Annotated in this window: 18 protein-coding genes and 2 tRNA genes; 12 read left to right on the top strand and 8 right to left on the bottom strand. The window is 66.7% G+C overall.

The features are described from left to right. Positions 1 to 21: 21 nt before the first annotated feature. The 4 genes from rpoD (at position 22) to CKO33_RS07365 (ending at position 3,309) form a co-directional block, all read left to right on the top strand. A complete protein-coding gene (gene rpoD / locus CKO33_RS07380) occupies positions 22 to 1,878 on the top strand; it encodes an RNA polymerase sigma factor RpoD (protein ID WP_200180954.1) in 1,857 nt (618 codons plus the stop codon). Between the two features lie 65 nt (positions 1,879 to 1,943). Further along, positions 1,944 to 2,020, top strand: a tRNA-Ile gene (locus CKO33_RS07375). 227 nt (positions 2,021 to 2,247) lie between these two features. Continuing rightward, on the top strand, positions 2,248 to 2,592 hold the full coding sequence (locus CKO33_RS07370; RefSeq protein ID WP_200180948.1) for a phenylpyruvate tautomerase MIF-related protein: 345 nt from the start codon (positions 2,248 to 2,250) through the stop codon (positions 2,590 to 2,592). 93 nt (positions 2,593 to 2,685) lie between these two features. After that, positions 2,686 to 3,309, top strand: coding sequence for an LptM family lipoprotein (locus CKO33_RS07365; RefSeq protein WP_200180946.1), 624 nt, complete (start codon positions 2,686 to 2,688; stop codon positions 3,307 to 3,309). 15 nt (positions 3,310 to 3,324) lie between these two features. On the opposite strand, the gene CKO33_RS07360 is transcribed toward CKO33_RS07365, so the two are convergent. Continuing rightward, positions 3,325 to 4,173 carry an HDOD domain-containing protein gene (locus tag CKO33_RS07360; RefSeq protein ID WP_242472522.1) on the bottom strand — a complete coding sequence of 283 codons (849 nt, stop codon included), beginning with the start codon at positions 4,171 to 4,173 and terminating at the stop codon, positions 3,325 to 3,327. 219 nt (positions 4,174 to 4,392) lie between these two features. On the opposite strand from CKO33_RS07360, the gene mgtE reads away from it, so the two are divergent. Further along, positions 4,393 to 6,054 (top strand): magnesium transporter, encoded by a 1,662-nt coding sequence (mgtE, locus tag CKO33_RS07355; protein ID WP_200180942.1) that lies wholly within the window; start codon positions 4,393 to 4,395, stop codon positions 6,052 to 6,054. 145 nt (positions 6,055 to 6,199) lie between these two features. On the opposite strand, the gene CKO33_RS07350 is transcribed toward mgtE, so the two are convergent. Both CKO33_RS07350 and CKO33_RS07345 read right to left on the bottom strand, forming a co-directional pair. Beyond that, positions 6,200 to 10,045: a DUF3427 domain-containing protein gene (locus tag CKO33_RS07350; RefSeq protein WP_338081748.1), complete on the bottom strand. Its 3,846-nt coding sequence runs from the start codon at positions 10,043 to 10,045 to the stop codon at positions 6,200 to 6,202. A gap of 39 nt (positions 10,046 to 10,084) precedes the next feature. After that, positions 10,085 to 10,516 carry an HIT family protein gene (locus CKO33_RS07345; protein ID WP_200180940.1) on the bottom strand — a complete coding sequence of 144 codons (432 nt, stop codon included), beginning with the start codon at positions 10,514 to 10,516 and terminating at the stop codon, positions 10,085 to 10,087. Positions 10,517 to 10,730: 214 nt separating this feature from the next. Here CKO33_RS07345 and CKO33_RS07340 point away from each other — a divergent pair, with 214 nt between their 5' ends. Continuing rightward, positions 10,731 to 11,708 carry an Rpn family recombination-promoting nuclease/putative transposase gene (locus CKO33_RS07340; RefSeq protein ID WP_200180938.1) on the top strand — a complete coding sequence of 326 codons (978 nt, stop codon included), beginning with the start codon at positions 10,731 to 10,733 and terminating at the stop codon, positions 11,706 to 11,708. A 243-nt stretch (positions 11,709 to 11,951) separates the two neighbouring features. Here CKO33_RS07340 and CKO33_RS07335 read toward each other — a convergent pair. Both CKO33_RS07335 and CKO33_RS07330 read right to left on the bottom strand, forming a co-directional pair. Beyond that, a tRNA-Arg gene (locus tag CKO33_RS07335) sits at positions 11,952 to 12,028 on the bottom strand. 118 nt (positions 12,029 to 12,146) lie between these two features. Next, the gene (locus CKO33_RS07330; protein WP_200180936.1) at positions 12,147 to 13,367 is read right to left on the bottom strand and encodes a PQQ-dependent sugar dehydrogenase; all 1,221 of its coding nucleotides are present in this window, start codon (positions 13,365 to 13,367) and stop codon (positions 12,147 to 12,149) included. Between the two features lie 151 nt (positions 13,368 to 13,518). On the opposite strand from CKO33_RS07330, the gene CKO33_RS07325 reads away from it, so the two are divergent. After that, entirely contained in the window at positions 13,519 to 13,713 is a 195-nt protein-coding gene (locus tag CKO33_RS07325) for a YjfB family protein (protein WP_200180934.1), read from the top strand. A gap of 58 nt (positions 13,714 to 13,771) precedes the next feature. On the opposite strand, the gene amrA is transcribed toward CKO33_RS07325, so the two are convergent. Together amrA and amrB are read right to left on the bottom strand one after the other, a co-directional pair. Next, positions 13,772 to 14,338, bottom strand: a complete 567-nt coding sequence (gene amrA, locus CKO33_RS07320) for an AmmeMemoRadiSam system protein A (protein ID WP_200180932.1) — start codon at positions 14,336 to 14,338, stop codon at positions 13,772 to 13,774. After that, entirely contained in the window at positions 14,325 to 15,128 is an 804-nt protein-coding gene (gene amrB / locus CKO33_RS07315) for an AmmeMemoRadiSam system protein B (protein WP_200180930.1), read from the bottom strand. Before amrB ends, amrA begins: the two co-directional genes overlap by 14 nt. A 232-nt stretch (positions 15,129 to 15,360) precedes the next feature. On the opposite strand from amrB, the gene amrS reads away from it, so the two are divergent. Beyond that, a complete protein-coding gene (gene amrS / locus CKO33_RS07310; RefSeq protein ID WP_200180928.1) occupies positions 15,361 to 16,395 on the top strand; it encodes an AmmeMemoRadiSam system radical SAM enzyme in 1,035 nt (344 codons plus the stop codon). Between the two features lie 15 nt (positions 16,396 to 16,410). On the opposite strand, the gene CKO33_RS07305 is transcribed toward amrS, so the two are convergent. After that, entirely contained in the window at positions 16,411 to 17,175 is a 765-nt protein-coding gene (locus CKO33_RS07305; protein WP_200180927.1) for a YdcF family protein, read from the bottom strand. Positions 17,176 to 17,251: 76 nt separating this feature from the next. Here CKO33_RS07305 and CKO33_RS13845 point away from each other — a divergent pair, with 76 nt between their 5' ends. The 4 genes from CKO33_RS13845 to CKO33_RS07285 all read left to right on the top strand — a co-directional run bounded on the left by CKO33_RS13845 (position 17,252) and on the right by CKO33_RS07285 (position 22,030). Then, positions 17,252 to 18,100, top strand: a complete 849-nt coding sequence (locus CKO33_RS13845; RefSeq protein ID WP_200180925.1) for a hypothetical protein — start codon at positions 17,252 to 17,254, stop codon at positions 18,098 to 18,100. A 165-nt stretch (positions 18,101 to 18,265) separates the two neighbouring features. Beyond that, positions 18,266 to 19,540, top strand: coding sequence for a bifunctional O-acetylhomoserine aminocarboxypropyltransferase/cysteine synthase (locus CKO33_RS07295; protein ID WP_200180923.1), 1,275 nt, complete (start codon positions 18,266 to 18,268; stop codon positions 19,538 to 19,540). A 35-nt stretch (positions 19,541 to 19,575) separates the two neighbouring features. Continuing rightward, on the top strand, positions 19,576 to 20,799 hold the full coding sequence (locus CKO33_RS07290; RefSeq protein WP_200180921.1) for an HDOD domain-containing protein: 1,224 nt from the start codon (positions 19,576 to 19,578) through the stop codon (positions 20,797 to 20,799). Continuing rightward, a complete protein-coding gene (locus CKO33_RS07285; protein ID WP_200180919.1) occupies positions 20,792 to 22,030 on the top strand; it encodes an HDOD domain-containing protein in 1,239 nt (412 codons plus the stop codon). Before CKO33_RS07290 ends, CKO33_RS07285 begins: the two co-directional genes overlap by 8 nt. Positions 22,031 to 22,057: the final 27 nt, after the last annotated feature.

Below are 22,057 nucleotides of genomic sequence, written 5' to 3'. Positions count from 1 at the left end.
GTCCAGTTTGAGCAGGTTTCCATGAATCACGAAGAACAGCAATCCCGTCTGAAAGAGCTGATCGCCAAGGGCAAGGAGCAGGGCTTTCTGACCTATGCCGAGGTGAACGATCACCTGCCGGACACCATCGTCGATCCGGAGCAGATCGAGGACATCATCGCCATGATCAACGACATGGGGATCACGGTCCACGAGCAGGCCCCGGACTCCGACAGCCTGATCCTGTCCGACAGTTCCGTGTCGGCGGACGAGGACGCCGCCGAGGAGGCTGCCGCCGCCCTGGCCTCGGTGGACGGCGAATTCGGGCGCACCACCGATCCCGTGCGCATGTACATGCGCGAGATGGGCACCGTGGAACTGCTCACCCGCGAGGGGGAGATCGAGATCGCCAAGCGCATCGAGGACGGCCTCTCCCAGGTGCTGTTCGCCCTCGCCCATTATCCCAAATCCATCGCCACCCTGCTCTCCGAGTACGGCCGCGTGGAGGCCGGCGAGAGCAAGCTCACCGACGTGGTGGTGAGCTTCATGGGCCCGGACTCCGATGAGATCGCCGCCGCGCGCCCGCAGCGGGAGGAGCCCCCGGTGCAGGCCGAACGCGAGGACGATGCGGAGGACGAGGACGACGACGGCGATGACTCCGAGGAGGACGCCCCGGAGGACACCGGCCCCGACCCGGAAGAGGCCCGGGTGCGCTTCACCCAGCTGGAGGCCATGTACGAGCGGGCCATGGAATGCGCCGCCCAGGGGCAACAGGAGGCCTATCGCCAGGCCCGCGAGGAGATGGCGCGCTACTTCATGGAATTCAAGCTGGTGCCGCGCCTGGTGGACCAGTTCACCGCCGACCTGCACGACATGGTGGAACGCATCCGCGCCCAGGAGCGGACCATCCTGCAGATCTGCGTGGACCAGTGCCAGATGCCGCGCCGGGAGTTCGTCCACTCCTTCCCCGAGAACGAGACCAACAACCAGTGGCTGGACGGTGTCCTCGGCAAGGGCAAACCGGCCCGCTACAAGACGCTCCTGGAGTCCCGCCGCGAGGAGATCCTGCGCGCCCAGGCACGCCTGGCCGCCATCGAGGAGGAATCCTCCCTCAGCATCAGCGAGATCAAGGACATCAACCGGCGCATGTCCATCGGCGAGGCCAAGGCCCGCCGCGCCAAGAAGGAGATGGTGGAGGCGAACCTGCGCCTGGTGATCTCCATCGCCAAGAAGTACACCAACCGTGGCCTGCAGTTCCTGGACCTGATCCAGGAGGGCAACATCGGCCTGATGAAGGCGGTGGACAAGTTCGAATACCGGCGCGGCTACAAGTTCTCCACCTACGCCACCTGGTGGATCCGCCAGGCCATCACCCGCTCCATCGCCGACCAGGCCCGCACCATCCGCATCCCGGTGCACATGATCGAGACCATCAACAAGCTCAACCGCGTCAGCCGGCAGATGCTGCAGGAGATGGGCCGGGAGGCCACCCCCGAGGAGCTCTCCAAGCGCATGGAGATGCCCGAGGACAAGGTGCGCAAGGTGCTCAAGATCGCCAAGGAACCCATCTCCATGGAGACCCCCATCGGCGACGACGAGGACTCCCACCTGGGGGATTTCATCGAGGACGTGAACGTACAGTCCCCCATCGAGTCGGCCACCCGGGAGAGCCTGTCGGAGACCACCCGCGAGGTCCTGGCCAGCCTCACCCCGCGGGAGGCCAAGGTGCTGCGCATGCGCTTTGGCATCGACATGAACACGGACCACACCCTGGAAGAGGTGGGCAAGCAGTTCGACGTCACCCGCGAGCGCATCCGTCAGATCGAGGCCAAGGCCCTGCGCAAACTGCGCCACCCCTCCCGCTCGGAGATGCTGCGCAGCTTCCTGGACCTGGAATGATCCACCCCAACGCCCCGGCAGGCTGTCGCCACCGGGGCGTTCTGCTGTATCTTTGCCCTCCACACGGGCCTGTAGCTCAGTCGGTTAGAGCAGAGGACTCATAATCCTTTGGTCGTCGGTTCGAGTCCGACCGGGCCCACCATTAAAATCAGGTAGTTACCTGATCCTTCCACTCCCAAGGATTCCGGCCTCATGGCGCTGGGCTCCCCTGCGGCACCCAAGCGGGATCACCCGGGCCGAAACCCAACCCTCTGCCGCTGCCTCGCCCCCGACCTCAAGCCCACTGGCCACCGGGTTCCGGCGGGGCGGGGGCCGGCGGTATCCTGCGGGGATACCCCGAATCTCATCCCTGTCCCCGCGGAGGACCCGATGCCGACCCTGAAGATCCAGTCCAATGTCCCGGCCAACGAAGAGACCTGGGATGCCCTGATCACCGCCGCCTCCCGGCAGGTGGCCGAGATGCTGGGCAAGCCGGAGGGCTATGTCATGATCATCGCCGAATCCACGCCCCGCATGGCCTTCGGCGGCAGCCGCGAACCGCTGGCCTATCTGGAACTCAAGAGCCTGGGTCTGCCCGAGGAGCGCACCCCGGAGTTCTCCGCCACCCTGACGGGGCTGATGGGGGAGCACCTGGATGTGCCGCCGGAGCGGGTCTATATCGAATTCGCCTCCCCGGCCCGGCATCTCTTCGGTTTCAAGGGGGGCACTTTCTGAAGCGGGTTGCCCATGGGATGGCCTGGACATAGGATGGGATGGATCCGGGTTGCCCCCGGAGGCGCACCCGATCCACCCCCTCTGCAACAAACCATGAAACGCCTACCCGCCCTGCTGGCCAGCCTTTGGATCGCAGTCCTCCTATCGGGATGCGCCAACCGTTACCCCCTGGATATCCCCGAAGAACAATGGGAGACCATGACGTCGGAACAACGACTGGAGGCCCGTCGGCAGCAGGCGGCCCTGGATCAGGCCCGGGCCGAGCAGCGAACGGCTCAGGCCCGGGCCCGCGAGGAGGAGGCCGCAAGGCGACGGGCGGAACTGGAGGTGCGACGGCAGGAAGCCGGATTCGGCGAGCGGGTTCAGTGTGTGCTGAGCCACGCCAGAGCCCATCTGGGAGGCAGTTGGCAGAGCGTGCAACCACTGGCCCTGGATGTGGTGCAGGGCATGGAAGTGGGCTTCGAGATCCAGGCCGTGGAGGATGACTGGGTACGATGGCAGGACAAGGGATACGCCCATTTCGACGGCACGCGCCTGACCCTGTGCCCCCGCCCGGATCAATACCAGGACCACGCCGCCGCCTGCGCCCAACTGGTGGGCACGACCAATGACTATCGTCGCGGACTGCGCGGCCAGGTCGAGGGGCACCGGTTCCTACGCGGGCGACTGCGGTGTGACCTGCATCCTGCCAGCGCGGTGCTCCACCGACGGCAGTGAAATCCCAGGGACCGATCAGCAGATATCATCCCGCAGCATGAGTTCGTCGGCCATATCGGCCTGCAGGATGTCGTGGTCGTACTCGCTCAGGCGCAGATGCTCCAGGACCTGGCCGCCGACGGCGGGCCATTCGGGGTCCTCCTTCTGGTACTTCACCCGGCTCAGCACGTTGACGGCCACCTTGGCCAGGGCATACAGGGTCTTCTGCGCCTCGGATACGCGGGTGTCTTCAAGGAAGGATGGATCGTGGTGGCGCAGGATGAGCTGGGCCAAGGCATCGGGCAGGTGCCAGGACTGGGTCACGTAGTAACCGATGATGGCGTGATTGACAGGGTAGTGCCGCTCCTCCACATCGGTGAAGACCTGCTGCGGGGCGTCGTTGGCCTCCATCAAAACCTCCCGGTAATCGGGGTAGCGGATGGCCATGATGGGGATACCGCAATCCCGGAACAGACCAAAGCTGTAGGCATCTTCCGAAGAGCAGGCCGGGCGCAGACGGAGGTGATCCCTGAGCAGGAGCATGACCTGGGCGGTCTGGGTGGCCGTGTCCCAGAACTTCTCCAGGGAGATGGACGACTTGCCGCGGATGGACTGGCGCAGCAGCTGCCCCGCCACCAGCTGGCTCACCACCCGGGTGCCGAGCAGGTGCACGGCATTGTGGATATCCGTGATCTGCCGCCCCAGTCCGAAGGCCGGGGCATTCACCGTCTTGAGCACACTGGCGGAGAGCCCCACGTCCCGGGCGATGATGTCGGCGAACTGCCCCAGGGGGGCCTGGGGGGATTGGTTCAATTGCTGGAGTTCCGAGAGCACACCAGGGTGGGCGGGGATATTGAATTCCCGGAAGGCCTGTTCTTGGTGCATGAAGCACTCCATATCCGTGGGGTATGTCCTGCGCAGCCTCTTGCCGCCCCATGAGATTTACAACGTTGACACCCTGCCCACGGCTAAAGCCGGGGGCTTCCCGCGCAACATTGGTGACTGGAACCGCGTGGCTCCATGCCCGGATGGCATGGGAGGCCGGGGTCCACGACGACGGGTACACTTGCCCGCGAGCCATTCCGCCGGGGATGATGTTACACCATGCATCATGACAAAAACGATCACGTAATCATCCCCATCGACGCCCTGCGCGACGCGCTCAGTCGCAACAAGCGCAAGCGGGTACGCCGCATCCTGCGGACGATGCACCCCGCCAAGGTCGCCAGTCTGCTGGAGACGCTGACCGCGGAACAACGCATCGCAGCCTGGCAGCAGATCGATGAACGGGTCGAGCACAAGGTGCTCTCCCACCTCTCTGCGGCGATGCAGACCCAGCTCACCCAGGAGGCCGGAGCCGGTGAACAGGATGAGGCGCCGGACGGCCCGGACGTCGGGCAGATGGCGGCCGAAGCGGGTTCTTCGGAGGTGGCCCCGGAGACGCAGCTCAAGCTGGTGCTGGAGGCACTGGAGAACGGCAAGCTCAAGCGCATCGCGCGGCTGTTCCGCAAACTCCACCCGGCGCGCATCGCCGGGCTGCTGGAGTCCGTGCCGGCCAGCGAGCGTGCGGCGGCCTGGGACATGGTCGACCACGAGCGCACCGGCAAGGTCCTGCGCCATCTGCATGAAGGGGTCCGCCGGCGTCTGGCCGAGGAGATGGAGCTCGACGACCTGGTCGACGCCGCCCGTGCGCTCGAGCCCGATGACCTGGTGGACCTGATCCAGGACCTCCCCCACCAGCTGGGCCGCGAGATCCTGCTGGCCCTGAACCGGCGCGAGCGCGAGCGTGTGGAATCCCTGCTGTCCTACGACGAGGACAGCGCGGGCGGGCTGATGAACCCCGACCAGATCGCCGTGCGCGCCGACATCAAGGTGGGCACGCTGCTACGCTATCTGCGCCTGCTGGAGGACCTGCCACCGAACACGGACAAGTTCTTCATCGTCGACCGGGACAATCGCTACCAGGGCATCGTACGCGCCCGGCGCGTCCTGACCACACGGCCGGAGACGACCATCGCCGAGTTGATGGAGACCGACTTCGAGCCGGTGCAGGCCGAGCAGCCCAGCGAGGCCATCGCGCGGCGTTTCGAGGATCACGACCTGATCTCGGCGCCGGTCGTGGACGCCGAAGGCCGGCTGCTCGGTCGCATCACCGTCGACGACGTGGTGGACGTCATCCGCGAGCAGGCCGAACGCTCGATGATGGGGATGGCCGGTCTCCACGAGGAAACCGACATGTTTGCTCCGGTGCTGGCGAGCAGCCGCCGGCGCGCGGTCTGGCTCGGGATCAATCTGCTCACCGCCTTCCTTGCCGCCTGGGTGATCGGGCTGTTCGAGGCCACCCTGGAGCAGGTGGTGGCACTCGCCGTGCTGATGCCCATCGTCGCCAGCATGGGCGGGATCGCCGGCAGTCAGACCCTGACCCTGGTCATCCGCGGACTGGCCACCGGCCAGCTGGGTTCGGGCAACACCCGCATCCTGCTGCTCAAGGAGATCGGGATCGGTGTGCTCAACGGGATGCTCTGGGCCCTGGTGGTCGCCGCGCTGGCGGTGCTCTGGTTCGGCAACTGGACCATCGGCGGGATCATCGCCGCCGCGATCCTGCTGAATCTGTTGTGCGCCGCCCTGGCCGGCGTGGCGATTCCGATGATCATGCGCAAGCTCCAGATCGACCCGGCACTCGCGGGCAGCGTCGTGCTGACCACGGTCACCGACGTGGTGGGGTTCTTTGCCTTTCTCGGCCTCGCCACCCTGATCCTGCTCTGAGCATCGCGACGGCTCCCCCACCGGGCACCCGGCATGGAGTTGCCTAGGCTGGGCGATGCACAGGAGAAGAGGTGGATTTCAACTCAAACCCATGCAGGTGAGACCCAACAAGTAGCAGTTCAAGGGCACGTTGCCTGTTCATCGCTCAGCCTCCCAAGGGGGGCTGGATCACCTCGAAATCCACACTCATTGGCCCACTGCCCTGGTGTTTCAGGTATCGCACCGGCCCGTGATAGGTGAAGGGTGCGGCCTTACCCTGTTCCAGCTTGTTTTCCCGGATGAAGAGATGGATAGCGATGCCCATCTCCTCATGGTGAGTGATCTCCCGGCCCCGCTTGCTCTGAGGCGTTGTCTGATTCTGAGTCTGCCAGCGAAACCGGATGTCATCCACCCAATGGTCCAGATACCGATGATCGGCCGCCTTGCCCTGCTTGTTCAGGGTCACCAACAGGACATGGACTTTTTGCTCTCGAAGCACCACATGCCCACTGTTCCAGCTGCCTGGATTGAACTCCGCGTTGAAAAGGCCGGGTATCTCTTCCCGAGCAAACCGTTCCCCCACCACCATCCACAACGGATCCAGCAGGCCCTTGAATCGGGCAAAGGTGCGGAACTGCTCCTGTAACTCCGGCGTGACCACGATATCCTCGTAATCCGGATTGCTGGCCCGCAGCCGGTACTGACCACTGGGGTCCTTGAGCACCTTGCGCAGCAGGTACTGGTTGTCGCCGGTCCCGTCCTGGCGCTCGATGGCCAGGATATCCCCGGTGATCCGACCCGCGCTTTCGGCACTGGCCAGTTCCAGCAGCAGATAGTCGCCATCCTGCACCGGCTGCTTGCCGCCGTTCATGGAGTTGCCGGAGGCGCGGGCGATGAAGTGCCGGGTGGGATCCAGGCGACCGTAACCTTCCAGGGGCAGACTGCGGTATTCCTCACAATCGGCAGTGCCCGTCTTGAAGTGGCCGCAGGCGATCTTGAGGTTGGGGAAATACGGCAGCGAGACCTGCTCCGGCCTGCGGCTGGACAAGGCTGTGACCGTGGCGCCACCCAGACCCTGCCTGGCCTCATAGGTAGCCAAACGGTAATCCACCAGTTCCTGCACCAGGCTCGTCAAGGTGGAAATCCGGTCCGGGGCCACCGCCGTGACGCCGATGAAACGATCTCCCTCAAGGGTGAAAAAAGACCCACCGGCCCAGGCCATCACTGGATTCTTGTGCCAGTAACCCAGCCAGTCATCCGGCGGCTCGGTGAGGCCCTGATACGATTCCGGCAGGTCCGCCAGCAGCGGGCGTCGACGCTGCAACACCTGCCAGGATCGGGCCGCCAGATCCGCCAGAGTGGGCGCCTCCCGCCAGCCATCCAGCTCCTGGAAGGCCTCCAGCAGGACCATCTTGTAGCTCTTGTTCATGGCGGTGGTCTCCAGTTCCCGGAGCAGATCCGCCTGCTGCTCGATCACCGTCCGCTCCTCGGCCTGAAGATCGGGCTCCAGGGCAGCGATCAGCCCGAACCAGTGACCATACTGGCGACGCACGGCCTGCAGGCTGGCACCGGCGCGGTAGAACTCGGTCAGGGTCGGCCGACGGCCGAGGGTGTCGCGCAGGGTGAGGTACTGATCCTGAAGATCACTGCCGCCCAGGGATTTGAGAAAATCGATGAACCGCAGGTCGTAGTTGACGTAACAGCCCGTGGGCAGATCCAGGCTCTGGTTTTCCAGATCGCGGGCAAACCGGGCCAGATCCTGATGGGTCATGGTCCGGTTCATCAGCGCCATGGGCTTGTGCAGAAAGCTCTGGTGATTGGCCACGAAATCCAGCACCACCAGTCGCTCCTTCGCCTCGGCCTTGCGCAGGCCCCGCCCCAGTTGCTGCAGGAAAAGGATGCGGGATTCGGTGGGACGCAGCATCATCACGGTGTCGATGGCCGGCAGGTCCACCCCCTCGTTGAACAGGTCCACGCAGAACAGCACCTGCAACCGGCCATTGGCCAATTGTTCCAGCGCCTCTCCCCGGGACAGCCTGGAATCGGCATAGACCGCCGCTGCCCTGATGCCCTGCCGAGCAAACTGGTCAGCCATGTAATCGGCGTGGCGGGTGGAGATGCAAAAGGCCAGGGTGCGCCGCTGAGCCCGTTTCCGCCAGGTGCTCAGGGCATGACGGGCGCGGGCCAGGGTGGCCAGCCGATTGCCCAGCAGGTCCGGGTCGAAACGGCCGTTGCGCCAGGGGATGCTCTGGTAGTCCACGTCCTCGTCGAAAACCCCAAAATAGTGGAACGGCACCAGCAGATCCGCGTTCACCCCGGTGAACAGGTCGCTCTCGAAAACCCGGTTGTCATCACACAAGGAGAGGATGCTGGCGTTGTCGGTGCGGTCGGGGGTGGCGGTGAGGCCCAGCAGGAAGGTGGGCGCAAAGTGGTTCAGCAAACGGTGATAGGTGGGCGCGGCAGCGTGATGGAATTCGTCCACGACGATGTAATCGAAATGCCCCGGCCCGAAGCGCTCCAGGTGATCGACACGACCCAGGGTCTGGATCGAGGCACAGAGGATGTCCACCTGAGCATCCCGCTGGCGACCATGATAGAAGCCGATCCGGGCACTGGGCCGGATACGGGCGAAGGTGCCAGCAGCCTGGTTGAGAATCTCTTCCCGGTGGGCCACGAACAGAATCCGGCGGGCGTTCGCCTGCTGCGTGTCGAAGGCAGCAAGCCAGGTCTTGCCCAGACCGGTGGCCATGACCACCAGTCCGCGCCGGTAGCCGTCCAGGCGCGTCTGCTCCAGCGCCTCCAGGGCCTGAGCCTGGATGTGGGTCGGCGTGGGGGGAGGCTCCGACTCGGTGCTACCCGGCTCCCATGAACGCTCCGGCGGAATGCGGCGGGCCTCGTAGGCATCGATCCATTCATCGGACAGGGCCATCGTGGCCGGATCGTTGAACAGGGCCTGGAACTGCTCACGGGCCTCCAGAAATCCCTTGTCCCCCGGATAGTTGATCCGGTAGTTCCATTCCAGGCCCTGCTGCAGGGCCTGGCGACTGATATTGCTGGAGCCGATGAAGGCGCAGCCCCAATGGGTATCAGTCTCCTGCGAACCGGCAAACAGGTAGGCCTTGAGATGAAAGCTCCCGCCCCCGCTCTGGTAAACCCGCACCTGAGCGCCCTGCTCCTGCAGCAGCATGAGGGCGCGCAGGGCCTGGGGATCGGTGATGTCCAGATAGTCGCTGGTGAGGATGCGGATGCGGGCGGGTGTGCGGCCAGTGGCTTCGCGATCCAGCGCCGCCTGCAGATCAGGCAACAGCAGGCGCAGGCCGGTGTGCTTGATGAAGGCCACCGCCATGTCGATGGCATCGGCGCGATGAATGCCGCTGCATAGATGGGGCAGGAAGGGATTGTCGTCACCGCCCGTAATGAGTTGGCGGGTGGCCTTGTGGAGCAGGCAGTTCAGCCAGTGCTCTTCCCGATCGGGGCGTTGATCCTCGGTGAGCCAGCATTCCAGCCCGGCCAGTCCGGTGAGTTCCCGAGTCCAGACGCGGATCTGGTCTTCATCGGCATCGGTGAAATGTCGGCCGTTGCGATCACGTTCACCCGTTCCCAGCTTGAAGCTGCAATAGATGACACCGCCGGGTTTCAGGGCCTGCCAGAGCGCATGGAAGTTGGCGGGCATATGGGTAGCAGGCACATGCAGCAGGCTGGCGCAGGCCCAGATGCCGTCATACCTTTCAACCTCGTCCACCTCATCGAACCGCCGAACGGGCACCGGCCGGCCGAGCAATTGTGAGGCATGATCCGCCAGCGCCTGACTGGCATCGAAGGCACTGACACCATAGCCCCGCCGCTGGAAGGCCAGGGCATCGCGCCCGGCACCGCAACCGGCATCCAGCACCCGCGCGCCGGCCGGCAGGTGGCTGAGAAAGCGCTGGTACAGGGGCTCCATATCCACGTGCAGGGTGTCGGCGATGAACTGGCCTGCGTGCTGGTTGTAGTAGTAGATGGTGCTGTTCACGTCCCTGATGCCCTGGGTTTAGCGAGCCGGTACATCTTATTATCCCGTCTCATCCACCGCATCAAGAGCCAGCGCGCTGCGCAGATAGGCCACCAGGTCGGCCTGCTTCCCGGGATCGTAGGGCTCCGGATCGCCGTATCCCCAGACAGGCCCCGGCCAGGCGGGATCACCCGCGTGGCGGCCCACCACATGCCAGTGCAACTGCGGCACCAGGTTGCCGAGTGTGGCCAGGTTCGTCTTTTCAACGCCAGGCAGGACTGCCAGCACACGGGCACACTCGGCAAGCACCCCGTCCACCACCATGCGCTGACCGGGGGCGAGTTCCCACCATTCGCGAAAGCAACCCATCGCCGGGATCACCAGTAGCCAGGGATAGCGCGCGTCCCGAAACAGCCGCACCAGACAGCCATCCCGCGTTCCCACGGACACGCTGTCTGCCTCCAGACGTTCATCCAACTCGAACAAGGTCATTCCTCCTGTCTATCCATGCGCACCCGGGAGCTGTGTATCATTCTGCACCCTGGGCACACGGTACCATCCCAAGTAACCAGGCAGCGCCCGGTTGACCTTTAGCCCCTTCCGGATATCTGGACCATCAAGGGATGTCGGCGCGCCTTTGAGGTATCCTCCCGGGAGGATCCGGATCCCGTCCCCGGGCATCACCCCAGGCGAGACCAGCTTCCCCATGGCCCAACACGACAACAGCTACAAGCTGCTCTTCTCCCATCCGCGCATGGTGCACGATCTGCTGACCGGCTTCGTCCGGGAAGCCTGGGTGGAGCAGCTCGATTTCACCAGCCTGGAGAAGGTCAGTGGCTCCTACGTGACCGATGAGCTGCGGGATCGCGAGGATGACATCATCTGGCGCATCCGCTGGGGAAAGGACTGGCTCTATGTGTACCTGCTGCTGGAATTTCAAAGCAGCGTGGACCGGTTCATGGCGGTGCGCATCATGAGCTACGTGGGTCTGCTCTACCAGGATCTGATCCGGCAGAAGGCGCTGACCCCCACAGGCAGGCTCCCGCCTGTGCTGCCGGTGGTGCTCTACAATGGGGAGAATAGATGGCATGCGGCACCCAACGTCGCCGATCTGGTCGAACCGGTACCGGGAGGACTGGAGCACTACCGCCCTGCCCTTACCTACCTCCTGCTGGATGAGGGGGCCATCGTTAACGATCCGACCTGGTCTGAGCCGGCACGCAATGTGGTGGCCGCCCTGTTCCGCCTGGAGAACAACCGGGACGAGCAGGAGATGCTCCATGTCCTGGGCAGGCTGGTGGACTGGCTCAAGGCACCCGAGCAGACCGGCCTGCGCCGGGCCTTCGTGGTCTGGATACGACGTGTCCTGCTCCCCCACCGGGCACCCGGCATGGAGTTGCCCGAGCTGAACGATTTACAGGAACTGCATGAGGTACACACCATGTTGGCTGAGCGCATCAAAAAATGGCCGGAACGCTGGCGCCAGGAGGGCCTTGAACAGGGGCGGGAAGAAGGCACCCGCCGCATGCTCGCCCGTTTGATCGTCAAAAAGTACGGCGTGATCCCCACCTGGGCGCAGAACCGACTCGACCAGGCCGGTACCGAGCAGCTGGAAACCTGGGCCGAGGCCATCTTGGAGGCCGAGACGCTGGAAGCTTTGCTGAGCGAGACGCCCGGACACTGATTCCCATCATCAGTGATGGTATACGTCATGTGGTCCAGCGGATGGGTCTACTTTTTTAGCCGGGGACGGAATCGAACCGCCGACACGGTGATTTTCAATCACCTCACCCCCGCGCCTGACGAGAAGTTGCCACACCTGAACTCACAGAAGAAGTGCTGAAAACAAGTACTGTCAGGCGTGATCAGCACTCCCGGCCATTCCGGCGCCGATGGAGAGGCTGTAAGCCTTTGATTGGAGGGAAGATGGCGCGCCCGGCAGGATTCGAACCTGCGACCCCTGCCTTCGGAGGGCAGTACTCTATCCAGCTGAGCTACGGGCGCGTTACGAAGGGATTGTACCACACCCCAGACGGCCCGGGGACCGGGCCATCTGGGACAGGCGCGGGAGAATAGCCCAATCGTTGCCGTTCGCCAAGCCCCCCGCCCTTCCGGATGGGGTTCACCGGCCCTGCGGTGCAGGGCGTGATTCTCCCCCTTCGGGGCGCCGCAGGGGGTCGAGCCGGTAGAGCCCGCCGTCGGGCATATCGGTGAGGACGTAGAGGTGGCCGTCCGGACCCTGGGCCACATCGCGGATGCGTCCGATCTCGCCGCGGAGCAATGCCTCCTGGTGGACCACTTGGTTGTGCTCGTTGAGTTCGATGCGCAGGATCTTCTGCTGGGCGAGGGCCCCCATGAAGAGGTCGTTCCGCCACTGCGGGAAGGCATCCCCCGTGTAGAACGTCATGCCCGAGAAGGCGGGGGAGGGATCCCAGGACGCCACGGGGTCCGTGACGCCGGGGGCCGAGGGCACACCGATGGGCTGCTGCCCCCGGTAGGTGTCGCCGAGGCTGACGTCAGGCCAGCCGTAGTTGTTGCCGGCCTCGATGAGGTTGAGCTCGTCGCCGCCGTGGGGCCCGTGCTCGTGCTGCCAGATGGCGCCGCTCCCGGGTTGGATCGCCATTCCCTGGGCATTGCGGTGGCCATAGCTGTAGACCTCCGGGCGGGCCCCCTCCTGCCCCACGAAGGGGTTGTCATCCGGTACCGAGCCGTCCGCATGGAGTCGCACGGTGGTGCCCACCGAGGTGCTGGGCGTGGGGATATCCACCTCCCTTTCCCGCCGCTGCCCGCGCTCCCCCAGGGTCACCAGCAGGGTGCCATCGTCCAGGAACGCGATCCGGGAACCGAAGTGGTAATTGGGCTCAAGGAATGGCGTCTGCCGGTAGAGTTCTTCCAGCTGGGTGAGCCTCGTGCCTTCCAGGCGTGCGCGGGCGAGCACGGTGCCGCCCTTGCCGTCTTCGCGGAGGGTGTAGGTCAGGTAGATCCATCCCGTCTCCCCGTAGTCCGGGGCCACGGCCACGTCCAGGAGACCGCCCTGATTCTCGGCCCAGACCTGGGGCATATGGGAGACTGCGGTGGCCTGGCGGCCATCCACCAGATAGAGGGTGCCGCCGCGTTCGGTGATGAGCATGCGGCCATCCGGCAGCCAGTCCACGGCCCAGGGGTGCCGCAGGCCGTCCACCACCCGTACCACGCGAAACGCCGCCAGCTCGGATTCCACCCGGGCCCGGACGATCTCCCCGTCCGGTGAGGCCCCATCCGGATCGGCATGCGCGAAAGAGCCGGGGAACAGGAGCGGGAACAACACCAGGAAAAGGCCTGCCATGCGCATGATGTGCACCATCCATTGATTCCGTTTTCAACCTATCGGCGGGGCGTTTTGAGCGATGGATGGGGCCTTCGGGGCTGAACTCCATCGCCGCGCTGCCGACAAACCGTGATGGGACTGCCCGCAAGCGGTCCGAGCCCACCCATCAGCCCAGACAGGTGTTTCCATGGATTCCAGCCCCATCGCCGCCCTTTCCACCCAACTCGTGCAGCAGCAGACCGCCCAGTCGGCGCAGGTGGCCGTGGCCAAAAAGGCCATGGACAGCCAGGCCCAGACAGCAGCGGGTCTCATCGAGGGCATGAACAAGACCGCCGCCGCCCTGCCCGATCACCTGGGCAACAACGTCAACACCACCGCCTGAGGCCATCCCGGGTCCGGGATGCGGCCCCGGGGGCCACGCCCCGATGCGCGGGGCCGGCTCATACCCCTTCCTCCAGTTCCCGCACCGTATAGCGCCAGAAGGCCAGCTCCCCGGACCAGTGGTCCGGGGGCAGCCCTGCCTTGCGCCGCAGGGCTGCGACAAAATCCGCCGGATCCGGAAGGCTCTCCCATACCGCCGGCAGGAAGGTGGCCCATTGCGATCCGCGGCAGAGGATCAGGCCATCCACACCCGGGCGCAGGGTGCGCAGCAGTTCCGGTTCATCCTCCACCTCCAGGGGCTCCGCGGGTCCCAGCACGGAGAGGACGATGCGCAGTGCCGCCACTTCCTCCCGTTCCACAGGCGGGAAGCGGGGATCGCGGAAGGCGGCGGCCCAGGCGTTGTGGGCCACGTCCCGGGCCAGGGGGCGATGGGCCTCCAGGGTGCCGATGCAGCCCCGCAGTCTCTCCTCCTTCTTCAGGGTGACGAAGGTGGCCGCCGGCCGGGTCAGGGGCTCGGGCAGACGTTCGTCCTCCAGCGGCGGCGGGGCCGGCGGGTGCTCCAGGGCGCGCCGCGCCACCTGGAACAGCAGCCGGCGCTCCGCTTCCTGCAGATCAATGGAATGCATAGGCACCGTACCCCACCACGGGTTCCCGCGGACCGGCGGTATCCCCGGAACTGCGCTGGTCCAGCACCCGGGCCTCAAGGCCATGGCGGCGGGCACTGAGCAACAGCCCCTGCATGGGCACGTGGCCGCAGGCCTGGCCCGGCTGGATGGCCTCGGGGCGCAGGGCGGCGATGGCCTCGGAGGTGCGGGTATCCACCTCCCGGGCGGTGGCGTAGTCCAGGTAATGGCTCAGGTCGGAACTCACCACCACCAGGGTGTCCTTGTCCCCCCATACGGTCTCCAGGGCCTGGGACACCTCCCCGCCACTGGCGCTGCCCACCAGCAGGGGCACCACGGTGAAGTCCTCCAGCAGGCACTGCAGGAAGGGCAGCTGCACCTCCAGGCTGTGCTCGCTCTCGTGGGGATCATCGAAGCGGAACACCGTGGGCAGGCGCACCACCCGCTCCACGACCTCCTGGTCCACCGGCACGGCCCCCAGGGGGGTCTCGAAGGCCTCACTGGTGGGGGCGGCGATGCCGTAGAAACCCACCCGGTGGGCCGGCCCCACCAGCACCACCCGACGGATGGCAGCGAGTTGCTCTGCGGCGAGGGCGGCGTAGGCACTGCCCGCCACCGGGCCGGAGTAGATGTAGCCCGCATGGGGGGCGATGAGGGCCTTGGGGGGTGCCGGCAGCGCGCCGCGCCCGCGGGATTCCTGCAGATAGCCCCGGACCATGGAGGCCAGGGCCTCGGGTCGGGCGGGATAGAACTGCCCCGCGACGGCGGGGGGACGAACGCTTGCCACGATCATCTCATCCTCCTGAGGCCTTGTATCGCCGGCTCACGGCGCCGGCGCGTAACGGGATCGGGAACCTTTCCCCTTGGGACCGTATCGGATGCGGATGGATCCCTGAACACGGACCCCGGAAGGCCCGGCCCCGGCGTACCGTACGGGGTAATGGATCGTAGTGTAATACCCGACCACTTCACTTGGTTTGACGCGGTTCTCAACCCGAACCGAAAGGGGATGCTAGAAGAAGGTCATGCAGATCGATGCCGACACCCCCATGGTCCCCACCCGTCACTGGCACCGCCTGGCGGACGGGCGACTGCAATGCGATGTCTGCCCGCGGGAGTGCAAGCTCCAGGAGGGGCAGCGGGGGCTGTGTTTCGTCCGGGGCCGCTACGGCGATCAGGTGGTGCTCACCAGCTACGGCCGCGCCTCCGGCTTTGCGGTGGACCCCATCGAGAAGAAACCCCTCTACCACTTCCTGCCCGGCAGCCGGGTCCTGTCCTTCGGCACCGCCGGCTGCAACCTCAGTTGCCGCTTCTGCCAGAACTGGGACATGAGCCGTTCCCGGGAGATGGACCGCATGCAGGCCCGGGCCTCCCCGGAGGAACTAGCGCAGATGGCCCGGCAACGCGGCTGCCGCAGCGTGGCCTACACCTACAACGATCCGGTGATCTTCCTAGAATACGCCACCGACACCGCCCGCGCCTGCCACGAGGCGGGCATCCGCAGCGTGGCGGTCACCGCCGGCTACATCAACCCCGGGGCGCGGGAGGACTTCTTCGCCCCCATGGACGCCGCCAACGTGGACCTGAAGGCCTTCGACGAGGCCTTCTACTGGAAGCTCTGCGGCGGCCATCTGGAGCCGGTGCTGGAGACCCTGCGCTACCTGCGGCGGCAGACCGGCATCTGGCTGGAGTTGACCACCCTGCTGATCCCGGGGCAGAACGACGACCCGGCCCAACTGGACGCCATGACCCGCTGGGTGGTGGAGACCCTGGGGCCGGACGTGCCCATGCACTTCACCGCCTTCCACCCGGACTGGCGCATGACCGACCGGATGCCCACGCCGCCGGAGACCCTGCGCCGGGCGCGTCGCATTGCCCGGGACAACGGCGTGCACCACGCCTACACCGGCAACGTGCGCGATCCCGAGGGCAGCACCACCTGGTGCCCTGCCTGCGGCGCCCCCCTGATCCGGCGTGATGGCTACCGCATCCTGGAGATGCGCCTTGCGCCGGGGGGGCACTGCCCCGACTGCGGCAGCGTCTGCGCCGGCGTCTTCTGAAAGACCCGGGGGGGATCAGCCGCCCCCGCCCAGGGGGCGGTCGCCGTAGCGGACCCGGTACCAGGCCAGTCCCAGGTATTCATGCAGGGCGAAGCGGGTGCGCTCCATGGCCCGGGCCTGGGGGATCAGGCCGCGCCAGTCGAAACCGGGCTCCTCCTGCGGGCGGCTGCAGTAGACGGGCATGGCCCGGATCTGCAGCGGCGTGCGCCGGAAGCACCAGCGGGCCCGGGGGAGGTGCAGGGCGTGGGTCACCAGGATGGCCTCCCCGATGCCCTCGGCGGCCAGCAGGCGCGCCGTGTTAAAGGCGTTCTCGCAGGTGTTGCGGCTCTCCTCCTCCCGCCAGCGCACCGGCACGCCGAATTCCGCCTCCAGCACATCGGCCATGAGCGCCGCCTCACTGCGGGGCTCGTCCCCCTCCACGCGCCCGCCGCTCACCAGAAGGGGCAGCCCCGTGCGCCGCTGCAGCACCGCCCCGTAGCGGGCCCGGACCAGGGAATAGCGGTTCACCGTATCGCCGCCGTACTCCGGGGCATCGCTGCGCCGGCCCCCGGCCAGGACGACGATGGCCCCAGCCTGGGGGGCCTCGGTCACCGCCCCGGAGCGCTGCTGCAGGCCGCCCACCAGGGCATGGGAGATCATGGGCAGGGAGGCCAGATACAGGCTGCCCAGCCCCAGCGGCACCAGGAGGCGCCCCGCGCCGCGGCGCCACAGGGCAAGCCCCAGCAGGGTCAGGATCAGACCGCTGGCGGGGGGCATCAACAGGAGTTCGAGGGTATGCATCCGGATTGGCTTCCTCTTTCGGGGTCCGTGCCGCGCAGGCCCGCCTTCCCCTAGAATGGCGGCGGGAGGTGCCAAGATGAAGAGCCTGCAACAACGGCTGGCGGAACACGGGTTCGTGGCCAATGAGGAGTATGACCATGCGGTGCGCTGCCTGCTCTCCGCCCGGCACGACCACCTGCGCTGTCTCAATATCGAGGGCAACCAGGGGGGACGCCGCACTGCCTTCGCCCATGCCCTGGGTCAGGCCCTGGACTATGCCCACATCCTCTACCACGAGTTCACCCCGCCGCCCCCCGATGAACCCGTGCGCCTGGCCCCACCGCAGGAGGCGGAAGAGGCCGTGGGCGAGCCACCGGTGGCCCCCCTGGATCGGGTGATGGCCGAGGCCTGCGCCCTCAGCGAGGGGGAGCCGACCCTGCTCATCCTGGATGCCCTGCACCGGGCCCCCTTTCGCGAGCACCTGCGCCTGGCGGAATTTCTGGGCGACGGTCTGTGGCACTACGGCGCGATCAGCCTCAAGGCCCACCGGCGCCACCTGATGGTCTGCCTGATCAGCGACGACCCCCTCTACCATACCCTGCAGCGGCGCTGCTTTCGCATCTGGGTGGACCCGGACCCGGCGCGGGCGGTGCGCCCCACACCGGCGGACCTGGATCTTCCCGGGAGCGCCGCCCCCATGCTGGAGGCCCTGGCATCCCTCTTCGCCGAACTGGAAGTGAACCCCACCCTGGAGGAGTACCGCCGCCTGGTGGACGACCTGCAACGGAACGTCACCTCCCTGGAAGACCTGCGTCTGTCCCTCTACGGCTGGGTGGAGGGGGTGGACCGGGAACACCTGATGTCCGCCCCCATGCGCCGGATCCTGGAAGGGAAACTCCCCGCCCTGGGGATCCCGCCGGCGCAACCGCCGCCGGGGGATCGCTGACGTATGCAGCAAAATTCCGCTATCATGACTCCCCTTGCAACATCCCTTGCCGCGGCACAGACGGGCCGCGAGACCGTCCGCATCCCTGGCGGTGGCTGAACGGGTTGCCGCCACCGTCGCCTGCCCGCGCCGCTTCGGGGGACGGGACTTCCCGTGGAGGAACCGATGAGATTCGAGACCCTGGCCGTGCATGCGGGCTTCAGCCCGGACCCCACCACCAAGGCCGTGGCGGTGCCCATCTACCAGACCACCTCCTACGCCTTCGATGACACCCAGCACGGGGCCGACCTGTTCGACCTGAAGGTCCAGGGCAACATCTACACCCGCATCATGAACCCCACCACCGACGCCCTGGAGAAACGGGTGGCGGCCCTGGAAGGGGGTGTGGGGGCCCTGGCCCTGGCCTCGGGCATGTCGGCGGTCACCTACGCCATCATGACCCTGGCGGACGCGGGTCACAACATCGTCACCACCAGCACCCTCTACGGTGGCACCTACAACCTCTTTGCCCACACCCTGCCCCGCTACGGCATCCAGGTGCGCTTCGCCCCCCCGGGGGACCTGGACGCCATGCGCGCCCTCATGGATGACCAGACCCGCGCCGTGTTCTGCGAGACCATCGGCAACCCGGCGGGCAACGTGGCGGACATCCAGGCCCTGGCGGAGCTGGCCCATGAACACGGTGTGCCCCTGATCGCCGACAACACCGTGCCCACCCCCTACCTGTGCCGGCCCTTCGAATTCGGCGCCGACATCGTGGTGCATGCCCTCACCAAGTACATGGGCGGCCACGGCACCACCATGGCCGGCGCCATTGTGGACTCCGGCCGATTCCCCTGGGACGAGTACAAGGACAAGTACCCCCAGATGTGCGAACCGGACCCCTCCTACCACGGCGTGGTCTATACCGAGGCCTTCGGGGAGGCCGCCTACATCGGCCGTGCCCGGGTGGTGCCGCTGCGCAACATGGGGGCCGCCCTGTCGCCCTTCAACAGCTTCCTCATCCTGCAGGGCATCGAGACCCTGCCGGTGCGCATGGACCGCCACTGCGACAACGCCCTGGCGGTGGCCCGCTTCCTGCGCGACCACCCGAAGGTCAACTGGGTGCACTTCTCCGGCCTTGAGGACCATCCCGAGCATGCCCTGGCGCAGAAGTACATGGGCGGCCGGCCCGCCAGCATCCTCTCCTTCGGCATCCAGGGTGGGCGCGAGGCGGGGGCCCGCTTCATCGACGCCCTCCAGCTCACGCTGCGCCTGGTGAATATCGGCGACGCCAAGACCCTGGCCTGCCATCCGGCCACCACCACCCACCGCCAGCTCTCCCCCGAGGAACTGGCCCGGGCCGGTGTGGGCGAGGACATGGTGCGTCTCTCCATCGGCCTTGAGCACGTGGACGACATCCTGGAGGATCTGGACCAGGCCCTGAAGGCGGCGGCCTGAAGCCCCCCGCCGCCATCCATCCGCGGACCCGGAACATGCCCGCTGCCATCCGAACGGAACTGCTCAGACCCCTCAGCCCCATCCGGGAACTCTCGGAGGCCGGCCTGGAGCAGCTGCGCCAGCAGGTGCAGACCCGGGGACTGCGGGCCGGCGCCAAGTTCAGCCCCGCCGATGACCAGGATCACCTGCTCTACCTGGCGGCGGGGACGGTGAACCTGGTGCGCCGCGGCACGCCCATCTCCGTGGACAGCCGCTCCACCCGCGCCCACCTGCCCCTGTTCAGCGAGCGCGGCCAGGGGGAGTTCGCCGTGGCCGAGACCGACTGCGTACTGCTGTGCGTCGACAAGGAGGCCTTCGCCCGCCTGCTCAACGCCGAGCGCACCCGCGGCTTCGAGGTGGAGGACACCGAGACCACCACGGAGGAGGCGGCGATCCTGCAGCGGGTCTACGAGGCCACCACGCGCAACCGCCTGGAACTGCCCACCATGCCCGAGGTGGCCATGAGCATCCAGCGCCTGACCCGCGACCCGGATGCCGGCATCGACGAACTCACCCAGGTGATCCAGACCGATCCCTCGGTGGCCGGGGCCCTGATCCACGCCACCAACAGCCCCGTCTACCGCTCCACCAAGCGCATCACCAACATCCGCGAGGCCGTGGTGCGCCTGGGGTTTCGCACCACCGAACGGCTGGCCTTCAACCTGGCCATGCGACACACCTTCTCCGGCGGCCCACCCGCCGTGCGCCAGCGCATGAACCACCTCTGGCAGCACAGCGTGGATGTCTCCGCCATCGCCCATGTGCTCGCCCGCCACGTGCGCGGTTTCGAACCGGAACGGGCCCAGCTGGCAGGCCTGATGCACCGCATCGGCACCATCCCCATCCTGCAGCATGTGGCCCGCCAGGGCCTGGAGGTCTCCCCCGCCGCCCTGGAGGCCACCATCGACAAGCTGCACACCCTCACGGGGGTGATGGTGATGAACTACTGGGGCATGGACCCGGAGATGGTGATGGTGGCGGAGCAGTCCGAGCGCTGGATGCGGGATCCCGCCCCGGAGCCGGACTACTGTGACCTGATCATCGTCTCCCAGCTGTTCAGACAGGGGCGGCAGGAGGACGGAAAGGACCTGCCCCGGCCGGACCAGGTGCCCGCCTTCGCCAAGCTGGGCCTCGGCCCGCTGGAGGAGGACATGAACCTGGCGGTGCTGCGGGAGGCCGAGGAAGAGATGGCCATCATCCGACAGGTGCTCCATGGCTGAAAGCGTCGATCCCACGCTCCTGGACCGGCTCACCCCCGTGGGCGAACTGGACCCCGCCGCCCGGGAACACCTGGCCCGCAAGTCGGTGTACCTGGATCTGGCCCCCGGCGACAAGCTGCAGGCGGCCGATGCCACCCGCTGGATGCTCTACCTGCTGGAGGGCAAGATCAGCCTGTTCAGCGAGGGACGCCCGCTCATCATCGAGGCCCATGGTCCGCGCGCGCAGCAACCCGTCTTCGGCACGGGACGGCTGCGGGACTACGCCACCGCCCTCTCCCACAGCCGCCTGCTGCGCCTCGACCGCAACCTCTACGAGACCCTGGTCCGGCAACAGACGGAATCCGGCTACGAGATCCGTGAGACCCCCCTCAGTGAGATGGAGAGCGGTCTGTTCGGGGCCATCTACCAACGCATCATCACCGGCCAGCTGGCCCTGCCTGCCCTGCCGGAGGTGGCCACGCGCATGCAGGCGGCCATGAACGACCCGGAGATCGACGCCGCCCGCCTGGCGCGCATCGTCCAGACCGACATGGCGGTGACCGGGGGGCTGCTCAAGGCCGCCAAGAGCGCCCGTTACGGCGGCAGCAGCCCCATCCACAACGTACGCGACGCCATCGTCCGTATGGGCTTTGACACCACCCGCCAGTTGGTGACCGCCATCGCCCTGAAGCAGGTCTTCCGCACGCAGATCCCCGCCATCCGGCAGCGCATGCGCACCCTCTGGGAACGCAGCGTGCACGTCTCGGCCCTGAGCCACATCCTGGCGCGCCACGGCCACGGCTTCGATGCGGAGCACGCCATGCTGGCGGGGCTGCTGCATCAGGTGGGCATGGTACCGCTTTTGGACGACCTGGCCCGCCTCCATCCGGACCTGCCCGAGGGGGAACGGGAGGAGATCCTGCAGCACCTGCACCCGGTGGTGGGGGAACTGGTGATCAACGACTGGGGTCTGGATGCGGATATCGTCCAGGTGGTCTGCGAGGGCGGACGCTGGGACCGCAACGGGACCCGTCCCCCGGACTACTGCGACGTGGTGCTGGTGGCCCAGCTCTATTACCTGGCCCACACCGACGACCCCGCCCGGGGGGATGTCCCCCGCTACGACCAGGTGCCGGCCTATGCCAAGCTGGGCCTGCCGGAGCCCGACCGGGAACTGAAACTGGATCTGTTCGAGGAGGCCCGGGAGGAGATCCGCGAAGTGATGGATCTGCTCGGCGCCTCCGCCGCCTGAACAGGCGCCCCGCGCCACGGCGGCCCC

It is taken from the genome of Ectothiorhodospira mobilis, assembly GCF_016584115.1.
Lineage (GTDB): Bacteria > Pseudomonadota > Gammaproteobacteria > Ectothiorhodospirales > Ectothiorhodospiraceae > Ectothiorhodospira > Ectothiorhodospira mobilis.
The sequence above is the reverse complement of the archived record's forward strand: the minus strand, read 5'-3'. Positions and strand labels throughout refer to the sequence as shown.

Bases quoted from the DNA above. Each gene is read 5' to 3' on its own strand.
- CKO33_RS07345 (WP_200180940.1), bottom strand. From the start codon at position 10,516: ATGACCTTGTTCGAGTTGGATGAACGTCTGGAGGCAGACAGCGTGTCC.
- CKO33_RS07305 (WP_200180927.1), bottom strand. From the start codon at position 17,175: ATGCATACCCTCGAACTCCTGTTGATGCCCCCCGCCAGCGGTCTGATC.
- CKO33_RS07285 (WP_200180919.1), top strand. From the start codon at position 20,792: ATGGCTGAAAGCGTCGATCCCACGCTCCTGGACCGGCTCACCCCCGTG.
- CKO33_RS07360 (WP_242472522.1), bottom strand. From the start codon at position 4,173: ATGCACCAAGAACAGGCCTTCCGGGAATTCAATATCCCCGCCCACCCT.
- amrS (WP_200180928.1), top strand. From the start codon at position 15,361: ATGCAGATCGATGCCGACACCCCCATGGTCCCCACCCGTCACTGGCAC.
- CKO33_RS13845 (WP_200180925.1), top strand. From the start codon at position 17,252: ATGAAGAGCCTGCAACAACGGCTGGCGGAACACGGGTTCGTGGCCAAT.
- CKO33_RS07290 (WP_200180921.1), top strand. From the start codon at position 19,576: ATGCCCGCTGCCATCCGAACGGAACTGCTCAGACCCCTCAGCCCCATC.
- CKO33_RS07330 (WP_200180936.1), bottom strand. From the start codon at position 13,367: ATGGTGCACATCATGCGCATGGCAGGCCTTTTCCTGGTGTTGTTCCCG.
- CKO33_RS07325 (WP_200180934.1), top strand. From the start codon at position 13,519: ATGGATTCCAGCCCCATCGCCGCCCTTTCCACCCAACTCGTGCAGCAG.
- amrA (WP_200180932.1), bottom strand. From the start codon at position 14,338: ATGCATTCCATTGATCTGCAGGAAGCGGAGCGCCGGCTGCTGTTCCAG.
- CKO33_RS07365 (WP_200180946.1), top strand. From the start codon at position 2,686: ATGAAACGCCTACCCGCCCTGCTGGCCAGCCTTTGGATCGCAGTCCTC.
- CKO33_RS07340 (WP_200180938.1), top strand. From the start codon at position 10,731: ATGGCCCAACACGACAACAGCTACAAGCTGCTCTTCTCCCATCCGCGC.
- amrB (WP_200180930.1), bottom strand. From the start codon at position 15,128: ATGATCGTGGCAAGCGTTCGTCCCCCCGCCGTCGCGGGGCAGTTCTAT.
- rpoD (WP_200180954.1), top strand. From the start codon at position 22: ATGAATCACGAAGAACAGCAATCCCGTCTGAAAGAGCTGATCGCCAAG.
- CKO33_RS07295 (WP_200180923.1), top strand. From the start codon at position 18,266: ATGAGATTCGAGACCCTGGCCGTGCATGCGGGCTTCAGCCCGGACCCC.
- mgtE (WP_200180942.1), top strand. From the start codon at position 4,393: ATGCATCATGACAAAAACGATCACGTAATCATCCCCATCGACGCCCTG.
- CKO33_RS07370 (WP_200180948.1), top strand. From the start codon at position 2,248: ATGCCGACCCTGAAGATCCAGTCCAATGTCCCGGCCAACGAAGAGACC.